Here is an 18,283-nt window from a genome sequence, read left to right as displayed (position 1 = left end):
ATCGTGATGAAAAAATTGTTAAAATATACATTTTGTTCTCTTCTATTTTTATCCGTTAGCGGTTGTTCGAACTCGTTGCTGGACAAGGAGCCTATTAGCAATGTCTCTGGAGAGGGGTACTATAAAAAGCCCAGTGATGCGCAGGCTGGTGTCAATGGTATCTATAATGGTCTGCAATCTCTTTTTCGTCAGAATTTTGCTTACTGGGGAGAAGGGCGGGCCGATAATATTGTGACCCGCCATGCCGGCGATCCTGCTGCGCTGCAACAGAACACACTGACTCCCGTTATCAATTCGGCACGCTGGGATAATTTTTATACTGTTATATCCCGTGCGAACTATGCGATCAAATATATTCCACAGGCATTTGGAACTGAAGATAGCGAACTTAAAAGGCAATTACTTGGGCAGGCCCATGCTTTAAGGGCACTGGCTTATTTTTACTTGGTTCGGATATGGGGGCAGGTCCCCTTGGTTACGGAACCCTATGAGGGATTGGATCAGGACCTGTTTGTCAAGAAGAACACTGAGGCGGAGGTATTGGCTAAGGTGGAAGCAGATTTAATCTTAGCAACAGAGAATTGTGCTTCAAATTATTCGGGTGCCAGAAACCGCGTGATGATTACCAAAGGGGCGGCTTATGCTTTTCTGACACAGCTCTATATGTGGCAAAAAAAGTATGCACAAGCAATAGAAATGGCTGAAAAAGTAATCGCGGACTCGCAATATGCCTTGGTACCAATTGAGGATTGGAATAACATTTTTGTAAAAGGAAGCAGTACCGAAAGTATTTTTGAAGTCGGATATAATGAAGTGCAACCCAATAACCTACGTGTATGGTATGCCAATGGATCGGATAGTGATTATGTACCCAGTGCGGGTTTTATAGCGTCAATCGAACCTGACGATCTTCGCAAACCTCGTATTTACGATGTGTCTCAAGTTCAGCCCCGTAAGATATGGAAGTTTTTTGGGCAAGGATTTAATGACGAGAGTCCAGAACCTTCCGCAGGCAATATTGTATTAACGCGATTGGCTGATATCCTTCTGCTTAAGGCTGAAGCACATGCCAATTTAAATCAGCCTGTTGAAGCATTGGACCTACTGAACCGAATCCGTATTCGGGCGGGACTTTCGGTTTTGGATCAAAACAAGGCGCAAAGCCAATTCGGAAGTTTAGTTGGTAGTATTTTGCATGAACGATCTGTAGAGCTTTGTTTTGAGGGACACCGTTGGTTTGATCTCTTAAGAAATGAAACCGCTATTTCGACAATGAAACCGATCAATGGTCTCTCCGATAAGCGAAATTTGCTGTGGCCAATACATGAAGGCGAACTTCTTAAAAATCCAAATTTGCAACAAAATGAATTTTATAGATAATCTTATGAAGAATATAAAATATATCGTTATTTTTTTTCTATGCGGTTTTAGTACGCTATCATTGTTTTCTAGTTGCGAAATACAGGAAAGCTTCGAATACGACTACGCAGAAGACAATAGTAAACTGAATATGTCAGCATGGACATATATTCAAGGGAAGGATTCATTGTCCTCACTGAAACAAGCTATATTGCAATGTAAGGATGAAGCATTGTATGAACGTACAGAAAAAGCAACCTTTATTCTACCCACCAATCAAGCTTTTACAGGATATCTAAAAGAAAATAAATACGACAATATTGCCGCTATTCCGGTACCTGTATTGAAGAATATTTTGCGCTATCATATTGTTAAGGCGGTAGTAAATTTTAGTGATCCTGCCTTGGCTCCAAGTAACAAACCAATTGCTTATACGACTGAACAAGGTCAAACGATATACTTGTCCCATACCAGTACCTATGTTGGGCTGATCAATGAAGGGACCAATAACCAATGGCAAATCCGCACATCTAATTTAGTTCCGGATAATGGTGTCATCCATGTCGTTGATCACATCGTATTTTTATCCGAGAAGACGAAATAGGTAAATTGATGATCTGTTTTCTGCACAATGTCTTGTGTATAAAGTATAAGAAAAAAATGGAAATACCAACAGCTTATAAAGCGCTATGGTGATAATGGATACAATTGAAAAATGATAGCTCAATAAACATTATCTTCAGTTTATTGTTTTGTTTTATACTAAACAATAAGCCAGTAAATTATGGTTGATTATACGCTGAACCGAAGAAACTTCATTCTGGGTGCAAGTGCTTTTGTTACTTTATCCGCTTTAGAGGCTAAAGGATTATCCTTTGGACATGTACCTAAAAATATCAAGGTCGGACTGATCGGGGCGGGTTGGTATGGAAAAAGCGATCTATTTAGGCTGATGCAGGTTTGTGATGTCAATGTGGTTGCGATTTGCGATGTTGATAGCCGTCATTTGCAGGAGGCGGGACAATTGGTCGGAGAACGCCAACGCTCGGGGCAGATTCCAAAGCTCTACAAAGATTACAGGAAAATGCTTGCGGATCATCAATTCGATCTCATTCTGATCGGTACACCTGATCATTGGCATGCGAGACAGGCAATAGATGCGATACGTTCGGGAGCGCATATCTATTTGCAAAAACCTGTTAGTGTTGATGTTCTAGAGGGAGAAGCCATACTCCGATATGCACGAAAATATAATAAAAAAGTACAGGTAGGAACACAGCGGCGGAGTACAGCACATCTGATTGATGCAAAAAAGCAGATTATAGACCAAGGTTTACTCGGTAAGATATCGCACGTGGAAATGTGTTGTTACTATCATATGAGAAAGAACGGTAATCCGGCACTGGAGCCAGTTCCGGACTTTCTTGATTATGAACTATGGACTGGTCCGGCTCCTTTACGTCCTTACGACGGTTTACCTCATGGCGGTTGGTGGCGAACTTTTATGGCATATGGGAATGGTATCACAGGTGATATGGGTATGCATATGTTTGATACTGTTCGTTGGCTGTTACAACTCAAATGGCCAAAGAAAATTAGTGCTACAGGGGGAATTTACGTGCAAAAGGAGGGAAAGTCAACTATTGCAGATACACAAACAGCAGTATTTGAATATGATGAGCTTAATTGTATATGGCAACATCGCACCTGGGGCGATCCTGTGGATCCCGAATATCCTTGGGCGTTTATTATTTATGGAGATAAAGGAACGCTAAAAGGAAGTGTGATGAAATTTGAGTTTATTCCAATAGGTAAAGGTACTCCCATTAAAAAAGACGTGGTTTATGAAAAGGAAAAATTTCCGGCAGATCTTGAAGAACCTCGAATTGAACTGCATACAGCTCCAGCCACACGACAACATCTATTGGATCTATTGTCTGCAATAGAACATGACCGATTGCCCGTGGCTGACATCGAAGAGGGCTATATATCGACGGCCTGTTGTATCCTCGCTAATATTTCGATGCAATTAAATCGACCTTTGTACTATGATCCGGTAAAAAAAATATGTACCGATGATCCAGAAGCGACCAAGTTATTGAAAAGACCTTATCGAATGCCCTGGCAGCATCCTGATCTGTCTTAGTATAAATTATAATTGTGATTTAGTATATCGTTTTCATGTGATCTTTATTGACCACTTTGGTTTATGCGCTGGAAATTGGGAGAATCAAATATTGGTGAAAGACCTTCAAAAATTTATTCTCCTACCATTTAATTTTTAATAGCCAATTTATCTTTTGGCATTTTTACGATATTTAACTAAATATTGAAGCTATGCAATTGAAATTTAATAAACTACTTGTGCTGTTATTGACATTATGTGTTAATCTTGTCTGTGCACAACAAAGCGAACAACATATTGATGGGGTATATAAATCTTCGGGTGCTGCTTTTGTTATAAACAAAAACAAAACATTTTTGATAATAGCCTACGGAACATTAATAAAAGGTACCTGGAAGATCGAAAATGATCTTATTTATCTACAGCCTAAAAATCCTGACGCTCAATTTTATGTCTATGCGCGGAAAAATCCGACTATCAAAAGCGGGATGCGTGTTTGTTTCATGGGGGATCGTTTGAGTAGTGCGATTTTGGTCGGAAAGTTCCCGGATAAGATGCAGCCACTTTTTAATGAGGATGCGAATTGTAAAGACTTTCCTAGTGTTCATCTGTTTAATGAAAAGATGGATACGATTACCTTATTGGAGCGAGAAAACCAGGACAATGATCGTGGTATTGAGATTCCTAAATTGACGTATCATTTTGCCAGTGGCGATTGTAATGATTTTATTGTGCAACATATGCAAAGTAGCTTGTATCACAATGACTTTATGCTCAAAATAGGCAAAGAAGAGTTATATGCAGTCAGTGACCAGTCGGATACGCCTATTCGCAAATCTACTAAAGAGGAAGAATTTTCTATGCTCGAAGAACTGAAATTTTTAGACCAATCTTTCGATAGCGCCTTTGATGCGGATTTCAAGTTGGTAAATAATGGGTACAATACCCATGATGACATGGATCAGAAAATAGATTTAGCAGCTTACAGATATGATACCGACAAAAATCTATATCTCAATCGGGTGATTCCAGCGAAAGAACTGGACTATAAAAGCACAGACTACCATTACGATGGTATATTAATGAAGTTTGACCAGATTAAGGGAACGTCAGAACCCCAGACAACTGTAAAAGTATTGCCGAATCCCATATTTATTGCGAATTGTGATAACTAATCTAATTGAGATCATTTTTTCTTAAAATATATACATGATGGCAAGAAATCGTTTTATAATTTCATTCACCAAGCTGAATCTTGTGGTGGAGATGTTATCTATTTAAACAAGGGAAAATTTGCCTGGATACAGCAGGAATAAGGAATGTGCTGTATCCTATTTATTTACATCTCAATACCGTTTTTGTTGCACCGCTTGATTTCGTGGATACACTCTCTGCCGGTTCTGAAAGAATATAATCGATTGAAATAACATTTACTTTCGCGTTTTTCTTCGGTTCAATTTCCTTATTTTCCTCTCCCTTGGCTGGTGTATTATCTCCATAATAGTAATATTCAAACGTTAAATTCCGATCCGAATTATTAAAGATATAAGTCGCCCTTCCATAGTTAATTTTAATGCCACCTTTCGTTGTTGGGAACAACACAACCTCTTTTGTGTAATTATTGCAGTCTGTAATTGTCAGGATCGTTGGTGTAAACCAATTGATCGGAATAGTTAGGAGAAGCAGTAACAATACCGCATTATTTTTACCTTCCTCTCTTTTGATAAATCGAACATATAAGGGTTTGATAACTATTAAAAAACAAAATATCCCAATAATAATTAAATAAGTACTTAATGATACGATCATAGGTTTTAGATTAGTTTACGACTCAAAATGACTTTGTTATTTTATGTTTTTTTAAGTATTTGATTAATTATGCCTGGTCAAATGATATCGAATTTCGTGCCAGTTTTGAGCTTTTTACCTTCGATATTTCGACGTGGCGGGCTCATTAGCTCAGTTACTTTCATGATGCTGCTCCCGAAGTGAAACAGCTCCTTGTCGGACAAAAAGAACCTGCTCATTTGTTAACGTATATACGGATTTGATCCTTACTTTTTATAAAAGAGAAATGCATCGGCTGTATCGTAATATTTTACATGTTTTTACGTGTTTTATACATCTCTGATTTAATTTATATTATTTCTTTTGTTTAAAGATCAATTGTCAGGCGACTGTCAGGTGGCCTAACGAAATTTTGCCACTATTTTCAACTCGTCAAGTACCTAGAAAAGCACTTGTGCAGAAAGTATGAATTATTTTCCCGCACATCGTAATGCAATTGAAAAACCATGGATTATTGAACTTCGATAGAAATAGAATTATGAGTCTAGAGGACAACGCGATATTGCTCTTACAATTGGCTGAGGGAAATCAAAAGGCATTCGAAAAGCTCTATTATGACTATAGAGCACAGATCTTCGGCCGTATACTAAAGCAGGTAAGATCGGTGGAGTTTGCGCAGGATATCGTTCAGGACGTATTTGTAAAGGTCTGGCAGAATAGAGCGCAGATTGATGTTTCAAAAAATTTTAAATCCTATCTCTATACAATTGCACAAAGCACAGTTTACGATTATTTTCGAAAAATTGCTTCGGATCAAGCTAAGAGTGAACAGCTGATGATTTTATCTAAGGGAAAATGCGCAAATGATATTGAAGCGGAGGTCTCTTATAAAGAAATGGAGAAGTACCTCAATGATATCTTGGATATTATTCCCGAACGATGTAGGGAAGTATATGTACTCTGTAAGCTCGAAGGCCGAAGCTATGATGAGGTGTCCAAACTTTTGAATATTTCTACAGCCACAATCAACAATCATATTGTTAAAGCTACTGGTATTATTAAATCGCATTGGAACTGGAACTACTGTTGTTTTCTTATGATGCTATTTGTGGAATAACACCCTATATTTCTCACCTAGGAATTGAAACCACTGTTGTTTTCTTACATGGAATACCACCTTGTATTTCTCAGCTACATCAGCACAATCCTGCTACAAATCATCTTACATTAAAATCAGTAAATATCCCTTGGGCATCTCTGCGGCTGCAAGACGTAGGACATATTTGCAGTATTTTAATTTTTTTTGATTTGGCATAGTTGATATTTTTTTGGCTTACGTATATAGAGTAAAAGTAAGACCAATTATACTGTGGAACAAACCAAATTAATAAACTTATATAGAAGATATCTTGCTAAACAGTGCACGGATGAAGAAATCCATTTGTTGATGCATTACATGCGACAAAAGGAGTATGCAAAACTTTTCAAGGAACTGATTTTGGAAGATTTGCAGCTAGAAGAGGAAATCGAATTAGATGATCAGGCCAAAGTAGCTATTCAGCAGCTTGATGAATATTTCGACCGTGAGTATTTTTATCAGAACCGAAAAAAGAACAACAGGAAACTATTCGCATGGATTTCAATTGCCGCTGCAGCTTCGATAATCTGTGCAATTTCGGTATTATGGTACACACGCGGGGGGGAAGAATCTGGTGGTATAGGAGTAGCAGATAACCGAAGCACATTGATAACAAGTAATGGAAAAGAGATAAAACTGGATGGTACCTCCAACGTTGAATTATTGCGGGAAAATGGAACCGTGATTCTACAGGATAGCTTAGGGGATATCCATGTTAAGGTCCTGGATAGTCTGCCTAATCTTAAGCCTCAGATCATTTATCAAACAATCCGGACCGCCAAGGGCAGACAATCTCGTATTTATCTTACTGACGGTAGTGCTGTGGTTTTAAATTCTGATTCTCAACTTAAATTTCCACTTTTTTATGCAGAGGGTCAACGGGAGGTCGAACTTCAGGGCGAAGGATTTTTTGACGTAGAAACCAATAAGCGTAAGCCTTTTATAGTTAAAACACACGATCAACGGATTAAGGTATACGGAACAAAGTTTAATGTCAATAATTACGAAAATGAACAAACGACTAAAACCACTTTGTTTCATGGTAAAGTTTCTGTTCAGAATTTGATCGGATCATCACCTCAGAAGGAGTATATCCTTAAACCGGGCGAACAGATTGTCCTCGATAAAAAATCCAAAGCTTTGAAACAAGATAAGACTGAAAACGAGGAGCAGGTATTGGGCTGGAAGAATGGTGTATTTGTTTATGATAATGCAACATTAAAGGAAATTATGAAGGATTTTGCCAGATGGTATAATATTGATGTGGATCTTGAAACTCTTCCTGCACTTACATTTAGTGGAACTATACCAAGAAATTATGAGCTGGACAAAGCACTGAGCGTTATTGCGCGGACAGCCAATATCAAGATTAACCGAACGGGAACTACACTAAAATTTGAAAAATAAATGGGGAAAAAAACTTAATCAAAAAAAACCGACAGTACTGCCATACCGTCGGCGAACATTAGGGTAATACAAAATTTTCTAACTAACCTAACATCACAAAAGTATGAATTTAAAAGTTCAATACAAGCATTTGTATTGTTTATTACAGCGCCTATTTGGGACTGGAATATGTACTCGCAAGCATCTAATCATAATGAAGCTAACATTTGTAATTACATTTTTATTTTCAATTTCGGCATTTGCGGAGGGCTATGGCCAACGTATTAATCTCGAGCTGAAAAATGCAGCTGTAGAATCTGTGCTGAAAGAGATCAAGAAACAATCGGGGTACGACATGTTCTATAATATAGATCTGATCAGCCCGTTAAAAAAGACAAATTTTCGAGTTAAGAACGCCACACTTGATGAAGCGTTGAAGGAAGTTACAGCTAATTTGGGGCTGGAGTATGCGATAGAGGAAAGAATGATTATTATTTCCAAAAGAAGGGAGAGCCGGGCCAATCAGAATTTGATCAAAGGTGTTGTTTCGGGAGAAGGAGATAAAAAACTACAGGGTGTTTCTGTCGTGGAAAAAGGGACAAGTAATGGAACTACAACAGACGTTGATGGAAATTATAGTCTCAAAGTATCGAACCCCAATGGAATTCTTGTTTTCTCTATCGTTGGTTACGCAAAAAAAGAAGTTCCGATTGATGAGCTTCAACAGATAAATGTACAATTAACGGAGGATAAGAGCGAATTGGATGAGGTGGTTGTAGTCGCTTACGGTCATCAGAAAAAAGAGAGTATGGTCAGTTCCATTACAACAATCAATCCGAAAGAATTGAAAGGACCAACCAGCAATCTGACAACGATGCTTGCGGGAAGGCTATCTGGGGTCGTTGCCTTTCAACGGAGTGGTGAACCCGGCGCTGATAATGCACAGTTTTTTATCCGCGGGATTACAACATTTGGTAGTGGGAAGGTAGATCCATTGATTTTGATTGATGGTATGGAATCCACTTCTAACGCATTAGCCAGATTGCAACCCGATGATATCTCCGGTTTTTCAGTATTAAAAGATGCAGCTGCATCTTCGCTTTATGGGGCTAGGGGAGCTAATGGCGTGGTGTTGGTTACTACGAAATCCGGTATTACAGGAAAAACAAAATTCAATTTGAGGGCAGAGAATTCGATTTCATCGAATACACAAAATTTCAAATTGGCGGACAATATCACCTATATGAAGCTGGCGAATGAAGCTGTATTGACTAGAAATGCACTTGAAGACCTGCCTTATAGCCAGAATAAGATAGACCGCACAATAGCAGGGGAAAACCCTTTTCTTTACCCCAATAATGACTGGATTGGTTTGTTGATCAAAGATTACACGATCAACCAGCGATTTAATATGAATATGAGTGGTGGGGGGAAAAACGCACAGTTTTATATTGCAGGAACCTATAACGTAGATAACGGCGTGTTAAAGTCTGACCATGGAAATAAATTCGATAATAATATTAACCTGAAAAGTTATCAGATCCGTTCAAATGTCAATGTTAAACTGACACCAACCACGGAGGGAATTGTAAGAACTTCGGGAAGCTTTGATGACTATCAGGGACCAATTGGTGGAGGGGGTAATATCTTTCAGGGTGCAATAGCCGCAAATCCTGTCAATTTTCCAGCTGTTTTTCCGGCATCTGATATGCCTTATGCTGAACATCCTTTATTTGGGAATGCCAGAATCAATGGGCAGACGGAAGCGATGTATTTTAATCCGTATGCAGAAATGGTTTCAGGATTTCAGCAATCAAATTCATCAACATTAAATGTACAGCTTGAAATTAAGCAAGATTTTAAATTCCTAACAGAAGGGCTGAGTGCAAGATTAATGGCTTATACACAACGCTATTCTTATTTTGATCTGAGTAGGAGGTATACTCCTTTTTATTATCGGGCAAATGCAACTAGTACCGAAGGTGACAAATATTCGTTGGAATTGCTCAATGAGAAAGATGCCACTGAGTATTTGGATTTTAAGCGAGGAGCTAAAGTTGCAAATACAGTTTCTTATCTGGAGGCTGCTGTTAACTACAATCACACTTTCTCCGAAAAACATAGTGTTGGAGGCTTGTTAGTTACCCAGCTACGGAGTTTTGTAACTGGTGATGCAGATAAGCTTCAGACTTCTCTCCCTTATAGAAATCAGGGACTATCGGGTAGATTTACGTATGGTTACGATAACAGATACTTGTTTGAAGCAAATTTTGGACTAAATGGCTCTGAACGTTTTGCGAAGAATCATCGTTATGGTTTCTTCCCTTCAATTGGGGCTGCCTGGAATGCATCGAATGAGGAGTTTTTTCGACCATTAAGACAGACTATAACGAAACTAAAATTTAGAGCAACTTATGGTTTGATCGGTAATGATCAGATAGGTGATCCAAATGATCGTTTCTTTTATTTATCAGATGTGAATCTAAAAGATGGTGGTCACGGATCCTCTTTTGGTACAAATTATATATACAGTAAACCGGGAGTGACAATTTCCAGATACGCAAACGAAGCGATCACTTGGGAACAAGCATCGACGGTCAACCTAGGGATGGATCTCAGTCTGTTTAACAGTGTCAATATTATTTTGGATGCCTACAAGACACGTAGAAATAATATTCTAATGAATCGGTCTTATATTCCTACAACAATGGGATTATCGGCAGACATACGGGCTAATGTGGGCGAGGCTGAAGGAAAAGGTATCGACCTCTCCATAGATTACAATAAGAATTTTGGTGATATGTGGATACAGGCTAGAGGAACGTTTACCTATGCAACCAGTAAATTGCTTGTCAATGAGGAACCTAATTACCCATCCAGTTTAGCTTATCTTTCCAAGGTCGGTCATTCTCTTAGTCAAGGGTACGGTCTGATCGCTGAGCGGCTATTTGTCGATAATGAAGAGGTGAAAAATTCTCCTGTTCAGACTTTCGGTGAGGTCATGGGAGGCGATATTAAATATCGAGATATGAATGGAGATGGAATTATCACATCACAGGACTATGTCCCATTGGGCTTACCTATGGTACCTGAAATTATTTATGGTTTTGGATTGTCAGTAGGCTATAAGAACTTTGATCTTAGTGGATTCTTTCAGGGCTCCGGCCGGTCTTCTTTCTGGATCGACCCCGATAAAACCAGTCCTTTTGTTATGAATGGCGCTTATCAACATGGTTTATTACAAGCCATTGCTGATGATCACTGGTCCGAGGAGAACGGTAATATATATGCGTTTTGGCCTCGCTTAAGCCCGAATCTGAATCATAATAACCTTGAATCTTCCAGTTGGTGGATGCGTAATGGTTCGTTTTTACGGTTAAAAACAGTGGAATTGGGCTATAACCTCTCGAGCAAGATGCTTGATAAAATGGGAGTGGGACCAATCAGACTTTATCTAAATGCCAGTAACCTGTTCGTCAAAAGTAGCTTTGATCTCTGGGATCCAGAGATGGGGGGTAATGGTCTAAGATATCCGCTTCAAAAAGTATACAATTTCGGATTAAACGTCCAATTCTAACACAAAAAAGAAATTCAATATGAAAAGATATACGATTCGTTTTACCCTTTCGGCGGCCTTGCTGCTATTTATGATGAATTCCTGTAAGAAAAATTTTCTTGATGTGGTTCCAGACAATGTCTCTACCATTGATCATGCTTTTTCCAATCGTAATGAAGCAGAGAAATTTTTGTTTACCTGTTATGACGGTCTACCGAGGGAGGGACATCCGGAAATGAATCCAGGTATGAACACTGGAGATGAGTTTTGGATTTATTGGCCAATGCCCACCGGAGAAGATTATTCGACCCTATCTCCGTATAATATTGCCAGAGGACTTCAAAACAGAAATAAGCCCGAAATGAATTATTGGGATAGTTTTGATGGTAAATCGATGTGGAATGGTATTCGGAACTGTAATATATTTTTAGAAAATGTTGATAGGGTTAAAGACGTGGAGCCATATATGAAAGACCGCTGGATTGCCGAAGCCAAATTTTTGAAGGCTTATTTTCACTGGTATTTATTCAGAATGTATGGCCCTATTCCGGTTGTTGACAAAAATTTGCCAATTAATGCCTTGCCTGATGAGGTAAAGGTAAGTCGCCAGTCGGCAGACTCCGTTGTAAACTATATTGTTAATCTACTCGATGAGGCTGCTGCAGGGGAGGGAAGCGTGGGGCTACCAGAAAAAATATTAGACCAAAGTACAGAGCTGGGTAGAATAACCAAACCTATTGCACTGGCAATCAAAGCCAGAGTACTTGTTACTGCTGCAAGCCCTTTGTTCAATGGAAATCCAGATTTTGCCAATATCAAGAATCGCGATGGGAGGGCATTATTTAGTGCAACCTATGATCAGAAAAAATGGGAAAGAGCAGCAGAGGCATGTAAACTAGCCATCGCTGCGGCCAAAAAAGCGGATATAGACCTGTATCGCTTTAATTCACCGGGAAAGCCAGTAGATGATTTCACGAAAACGGAAATGAGCATCCGTAATGCCGTATGTGAAAAATGGAATACGGAGCTGATCTGGGGGACAACCACCAAGCCAGATGACACCTGGACCTTACAACTCTATGCCAGTCCACAACTAGATCCAAATGTAGCTAACCCAAGCTTAAAGGGGCAACTCGCACCTACCTTGAAAATGGCTGAATTGTTTTATACAGAAAATGGTGTACCTATTACAGAAGATAAAACCTGGGACTATGCCAATAGATTCCAACTGCGGACTGCAACAGCTGCAGATCTTGGGATACAGAATGGTTATCAGTCTGTTGGTCTGCATTTTGACAGAGAGCCTCGTTTTTATGCGGATATGGCATTTGATGGATCTACATGGTATATGGAAAATGCAAATTTTAACATTAAGGCCAAATCAGGACAACATTCTGGAAAAAAGCAAACCCGTATTTATTCGGTAACAGGTTATTATACCAAGAAACTGGTGAACTGGAAAATGGTTGCAACTCCGATAAATGTAGTTGTTGAACGCTATCCATGGCCTGTAGTACGTCTAGGAGATCTTTATTTGCTTTATGCTGAGGCATTAAACGAGACAGATAATAAGGCGCTTGCGTTGGAATACGTTAACATGGTAAGAGATCGGGCCGGGCTTAAATCTGTTGAGTCTTCTTGGACTAACTTTTCTAAGAATCCAAATAAATACACCGATAAAAATGGTTTAAGAGAGATTATACAACAGGAACGTCTAATTGAAATGGCCTTTGAGGGCAGCCGCTTCTGGGATCTCAGACGCTGGAAAAAGGCTGGAGAGATTCTGAACCAGCCCATTTATGGCTGGGATGTGATTCGGGCAGAATATGCTGATTATAACCGAAGGATATTATTGTTCAATCAAAGTTTTAACAGTCCGAGGGATTATTTTTGGCCGATAAAGGACGATAATATCTTAGTAAATCCGAATCTGGTTCAAAATGGAGGCTGGTAACAACAGTTAGGTAAAACTTAGTATTCAAAATCAATCATTAGAAAAGAACAAAAATGAAACGATTAATATATATGTTATATGCAGGATTGTTGTTCGTCGGAACGATCGGATCCTGTCGTAAGACTGAGGTGGGGACAATGGATAAAAGTGATAAGCAGGCTCCGGGGCCTGTGAGCAACGCTCAGGTTGAGAATCTAAATGGAGCGGCCAAAATAACCTATAGCTTGCCACAAGATGATGATTTATTGTATATAAGGGCTGAGTATACGACGAAACAAGGGGTCGTTCGGAACACCAAGGTTAGTAGGTATTTGGACAGTGTTGTTTTACAAGGGTTTGCCGATACGGATGTTTACGAAGCAAGGTTATATGCCGTGGATAAAAGTGAAAATGTCTCTGTACCATTGCTTGTAAAAGTGCAACCCAAAACACCACCTTTTGAACTTGTTAAACAAAAGCTAGTAGCTAGTGCTGCTTTTGGCGGGTTGGATATTGGTTATCAGAATGTGACTGAATCGGATGTAGCTATAGTTATTTTAGCAAATGATAAACTGGGCAATTTTGCGCCATTGAAAACGTTGAATACGAAGCTAAAAACAGGAACCTTCGGTGCAAGAAATCTCGCCGCCGTAGAAACCCGATTTGGACTGATGGTACGGGACCGCTGGGGTAATTTATCTGATACTACCTATGTGACTTTAAAGCCTTTCTTTGAAGCACAATTGGATAGAACAAAAATGAAAGGATTAAATATTAATGGTACTGATGCGAAAAATTATCCTGGAAATGAAGTTGAATATCTTTTTGATGGTGATGTAAGTAATAAAACAGCTTATCATACCATTGACCCGGTAAGTATGCCCCAATGGTTTACCTTCGATATGGGGCAAACTGCTAAGTTGAGCCGTTTAGTCTGGTTTATGAGACAAGGGTGGTATTTTCATCTTCATAATCCAAGAAAAGTGGAAATATGGGGTTCCAACAATCCGAGCCCTGATGGCAGTTTCACCAACTGGATATTATTAGCCGAACACGAACAGATAAAACCATCAGGTTTGCCACCGGGACAGAATTCGAATGCTGATATTGAAGCTGCACTGGAGGGGGAGACCATCAGCATTCCTGTAGATGCTCCTGCAGTAAGGTATATCCGCTTTAAAACCTTGCGGAATTGGTCAGATGGAGTTTATGTGAATTTTACAGAATTAGCGCTGTGGGGGAATCCACAATAGAAATTTGGTGTAATAATAATTAATAGTGAAAATATGAAAATGACTAAATATCTGACCTGTTTCTTCCTTGTCACTGTAGGATTATATATGAGTTCCTGTACCAAAGAAGATGAGTATAAAAAAATTACAAAGGATGGCGAAATTTACTACCCAGGGAGAGCAGATACTGTGCTCGTCCATGGTGGTAATAACAGAATTAAATTGCAGGTTGTTTTGGGAAATGATCCACTGATAACCAAAGTTAAGGCCTTCTGGAATAATAGTGCAGACTCGACAGAAGTAGACGTTGTAAAAACAACGGGCAAAGATACTGTTGATCTGTTGATTAATAATCTTTCTCAAGGCACCTATTCTTTTGATGTATATACATACACCGGGCCTAAAGCTAAATCAATAGTAAAACAAGGAACTGGTATGGTGTATGGGGAGAATTACCTAAAGATATTATCTAATCGAACGGTGAAAACGCTAAGTTATTCATTGGATGGAAGCAAGCTCTTTATTGACTGGAATTCTCCATTGGAGGGTGAAAAATCCATTGAGTTAAAATATACTACTGAAACAGGTACTATCCAAACCGTGGTGATTCCAGGAGGAAGTTTAAAAACAGAGATTTCGGGCTTTAAGAACGGTACTAAGCTTACTTACAAATCTATATTTTTACCCGAACCCAAGGCAATAGATGAGTTCTCAATAGCACCGAGTGAGGTCGCACTTCCACTATTTGAGCGAGAAGTAGATAAGGCAAACTTTAAGGTATATTCGCTTCCTACAGATGTTCGGGATAATTGGGGTTGGCTGATGGAATATCTTTGGAATAAAGATTACGATGGCAAAGGCTTTGCTTCTACTGAAGGGCCTTCACAATGGTTTACTTTTGATATGGGCGAATCTGTTTCTATCAGCAGATTTAAAATCTGGCAGGCTGCTGACCGTATCTTTAAGGCGGAGAATGTGAAGAAATTTGAAATATGGGGCAGCAATAATCCTGCTTCGGATGGTTCTTGGGCAAGCTGGACAAAATTAGCCGAATGTCAATCTATAAAACCTTCAGGATTACCGGTCGGACAAACAACAGACGGAGATATCAACTACGCAAAAGCAGGCGAGGAATTTAAACTTCCTCCGGGAACGCCTAAAGCGCGGTATATCAGAATTAAAGTACTGGAAACTTGGGGCGGAGGTACATTTATCACAATGGGAGAACTGACTTTTTGGACAAGTGATCGGATCGTAAAATAATAATCATTTTTTAGCATGTGCTAATAAAAGAATATTCAGGGTAAAGCCGTTAGATTTTACCCTGAAATTTATGCAAAATTCAAACAGGTAATATAATGAAACCAACTATGTTTAAAAACACAATTACAACACTCTACTTAGCTCTTGCAGTCAGTGCGGCTTTAGCACAGACAAATGCTGGTTCATCTAAACTAATTAAGATCGACGGAAAAGGTAGCGGACGGCTTTTTGACGGGGTCGGCGCTGTGAGTGCAGGCTCTTCATCAAGATTATTAATAGATTATGCCGATAAATCCAGAAGCGATATTTTAGATTACCTGTTCAAACCGAACTTTGGTGCTGGCTTTACTTACCTTAAGACTGAAATTGGGGGGGATGGTAACACCACTTGTGGTTCAGAACCAAGTTTTGCACGAACAAGGGCCGAAATGGAAAAACCACATTACAACCGTGGATTTGAGTACTGGCTGATGCGTGAAGCGGCAAATCGAAATCCGAATATAGAACTTGACGCTCTAGAATGGAGCATGCCCGGATGGTTTAAAGGGGTATGGTCACAGGATAACGCTGACTACCTGGTCAAGTTTATTGAAGGTGCAAAACACTGGGGACTCAAGATGAAGTATATTTCAGGTTGTTGGAATGAGCGCGATTATAACAGGGACTGGATTGTCAATGTTTTAAGACCTACACTCGATCGAAATGGATTTAGAGATATTAAAATAAATGCACCCGAGGGTGCTGGCAAAGCATGGGAAATCAGTGATTTGCTGGTTAAAGACTCTGTATTCAGAAATACAATTTCATCGATCAGCTATCACTATCCGGACTCCTATATGTGGGGATATAGAGGTGAAGAACCAAACCCAAATTCTGTTTTGACAGAATTGCCCTTATGGTCTGGTGAGGATTTTTCATTACCTGGAGCATCCTGGAGAAATACGACATATTTAGCCAAGAATATTTTAAAGTGTTACATCAAATGGAAAATTGTGAAAGTAAATATGTGGTGTCCGATTGCTTCAATGCCCGATATTTCCTGTTTTTCGAACGTAGGCTTGATGAAAGGGACTACGCCGTGGTCAGGATATTATGAAGTGTGGCCAACGATCTGGGCAGTAGCGCATTTTAACCAGTTTGCCAAACCAGGATGGAAGTACCTAGATAGTGGCTGTGGTGAATTCAGTGGTGATGGTGCTTACTGTACTTATAAAAACATGGATGGCAGCAATGATTATAGTATTGTGGTGGTCAGTGGTTCAGAGGGGCAGAAATTAACATTCAATATCGCTGATCTTGCTAAAGATAAGTTGCATGTGTGGAAGTCGGACAGTAGAAGCCAATTTGTACAACAGGAAGATGTTTCTGTAGTCAACGGAGAAGTTACATTAGCTGTTGATCCGGAGAGTATTTATACGATTACGACAACGACAGGTCAGCAAAAGGGAGCGCACAATATCCCTAAGGAAAAAGCCTTCCCAACAAAATACAGTGATAATTTTGATAATTATTCTTTAGAAAGAGCACCGCTTTCGCCAAAATACTTTTATGACAACTCGGGTGCTTTTGAATTGGCGCAATCTGAAGGGAATAATAAATACTTAAGACAATTGCTCGTAAACGATATCACGCACTGGATTCCGGATGAATGTGCCTATACGTTTGTTGCGCAAAATACGGAATGGGAGCAGGGTGAAATTTCTTCTGATGTTTTTGTCGAAAATGATGCCTTTAATGGAGTCGGTTATGCCGGACTAATTTTGAGAGGAGCCTATGATAAAGCCAATCAATCAAATATTCCTTTCGGCTATCGTTTTAATATCTATAAAGATGGTACGTGGAAACTTCAGACGAAGAAAAATATACTTGCAAGTGGAAATGTGGATGCCAGTAAATGGCATAAATTGAAGCTGACCGGAAAAGGAAGCAATATCAAAGGTTACATAGACGGCCAACTCGTTGTTGATGTACAGGATGATACCTATTCAATTGGTGCAGCAGGTTACGTATCGGGCTTTAATTTTGCTGGATTCGACAACCTTGTACTCAACTACACGCCGGCCTCAGGTCAATTGCTATCGGCTTGGATGCCTGCTAGCTCTCCTGCTGATCCCGTGGGACATAGCTTGATTGGTGCATTTGATGGAAATAGCCTTTCCAAGTGGAGTCCCAAAGCTGATGGTGCCGAGCAGCATCTGGTCGTGGATCTTGGTTCTGTAAAGAAAATCAAAAGATGTGAAACCTTTACGGATTTCGTAGATAAAGGTGCGCAATATAAAATTGAGTATTCCGCCGACAATGTAAAATGGTCTGTTTTTGCAGATAAAACCAATAACGCTAAAACATCAATTCCATGTTTTGCTGATGAGGGCAATGCCAAAGCAAGATGGGTACGATTGACAGTTTTACCTGCAAAAGATAAGACTATTGCCAATATCTATGAATTTAAGGTTTACGGAGATTAACGAGCTTTCCACAATAAAATGAGGGATTTGAAACACTA

General features: G+C 39.4%; 12 protein-coding genes. 11 read left to right on the top strand and 1 reads right to left on the bottom strand.

Annotated features, from left to right (window positions below):
* The first annotated feature begins 6 nt into the window (after positions 1 to 6).
* From M2408_RS15515 to M2408_RS15500, 4 genes are all read left to right on the top strand, one after another.
* Entirely contained in the window at positions 7 to 1,380 is a 1,374-nt protein-coding gene (locus M2408_RS15515; RefSeq protein WP_259183223.1) for a RagB/SusD family nutrient uptake outer membrane protein, read from the top strand.
* 4 nt (positions 1,381 to 1,384) lie between these two features.
* Positions 1,385 to 1,963, top strand: a complete 579-nt coding sequence (locus M2408_RS15510) for a fasciclin domain-containing protein (protein ID WP_259183222.1) — start codon at positions 1,385 to 1,387, stop codon at positions 1,961 to 1,963.
* Positions 1,964 to 2,143: 180 nt separating this feature from the next.
* Positions 2,144 to 3,505, top strand: coding sequence for a Gfo/Idh/MocA family protein (locus M2408_RS15505; RefSeq protein ID WP_259183221.1), 1,362 nt, complete (start codon positions 2,144 to 2,146; stop codon positions 3,503 to 3,505).
* A 191-nt stretch (positions 3,506 to 3,696) separates the two neighbouring features.
* Entirely contained in the window at positions 3,697 to 4,659 is a 963-nt protein-coding gene (locus M2408_RS15500; protein WP_259183220.1) for a hypothetical protein, read from the top strand.
* A 160-nt stretch (positions 4,660 to 4,819) separates the two neighbouring features.
* On the opposite strand, the gene M2408_RS15495 is transcribed toward M2408_RS15500, so the two are convergent.
* Positions 4,820 to 5,293, bottom strand: coding sequence for a hypothetical protein (locus tag M2408_RS15495; RefSeq protein ID WP_259183219.1), 474 nt, complete (start codon positions 5,291 to 5,293; stop codon positions 4,820 to 4,822).
* A 517-nt stretch (positions 5,294 to 5,810) separates the two neighbouring features.
* Between M2408_RS15495 and M2408_RS15490 the strand changes: the two genes are divergently transcribed.
* The 7 genes from M2408_RS15490 (at position 5,811) to M2408_RS15460 (ending at position 18,245) form a co-directional block, all read left to right on the top strand.
* Positions 5,811 to 6,389 (top strand): RNA polymerase sigma factor, encoded by a 579-nt coding sequence (locus M2408_RS15490; protein WP_259183218.1) that lies wholly within the window; start codon positions 5,811 to 5,813, stop codon positions 6,387 to 6,389.
* 330 nt (positions 6,390 to 6,719) lie between these two features.
* Positions 6,720 to 7,817, top strand: coding sequence for a FecR family protein (locus M2408_RS15485; RefSeq protein WP_259183217.1), 1,098 nt, complete (start codon positions 6,720 to 6,722; stop codon positions 7,815 to 7,817).
* 193 nt (positions 7,818 to 8,010) lie between these two features.
* Complete coding sequence (locus M2408_RS15480) at positions 8,011 to 11,373, top strand: TonB-dependent receptor (RefSeq protein ID WP_259183216.1); 3,363 nt, start codon at positions 8,011 to 8,013, stop codon at positions 11,371 to 11,373.
* 19 nt (positions 11,374 to 11,392) lie between these two features.
* On the top strand, positions 11,393 to 13,306 hold the full coding sequence (locus M2408_RS15475; protein WP_259183215.1) for a RagB/SusD family nutrient uptake outer membrane protein: 1,914 nt from the start codon (positions 11,393 to 11,395) through the stop codon (positions 13,304 to 13,306).
* 53 nt (positions 13,307 to 13,359) lie between these two features.
* The gene (locus M2408_RS15470; protein ID WP_259183214.1) at positions 13,360 to 14,538 is read left to right on the top strand and encodes a DUF5000 domain-containing lipoprotein; all 1,179 of its coding nucleotides are present in this window, start codon (positions 13,360 to 13,362) and stop codon (positions 14,536 to 14,538) included.
* 33 nt (positions 14,539 to 14,571) lie between these two features.
* A complete protein-coding gene (locus M2408_RS15465) occupies positions 14,572 to 15,780 on the top strand; it encodes a DUF4998 domain-containing protein (RefSeq protein WP_259183213.1) in 1,209 nt (402 codons plus the stop codon).
* Between the two features lie 107 nt (positions 15,781 to 15,887).
* On the top strand, positions 15,888 to 18,245 hold the full coding sequence (locus tag M2408_RS15460) for a discoidin domain-containing protein (RefSeq protein ID WP_259183212.1): 2,358 nt from the start codon (positions 15,888 to 15,890) through the stop codon (positions 18,243 to 18,245).
* Positions 18,246 to 18,283: the final 38 nt, after the last annotated feature.

It is taken from the genome of Sphingobacterium sp. BIGb0165, assembly GCF_024810095.1.
Classification (GTDB): Bacteria; Bacteroidota; Bacteroidia; order Sphingobacteriales; family Sphingobacteriaceae; genus Sphingobacterium; species Sphingobacterium detergens.
The sequence above is the reverse complement of the archived record's forward strand: the minus strand, read 5'-3'. Positions and strand labels throughout refer to the sequence as shown.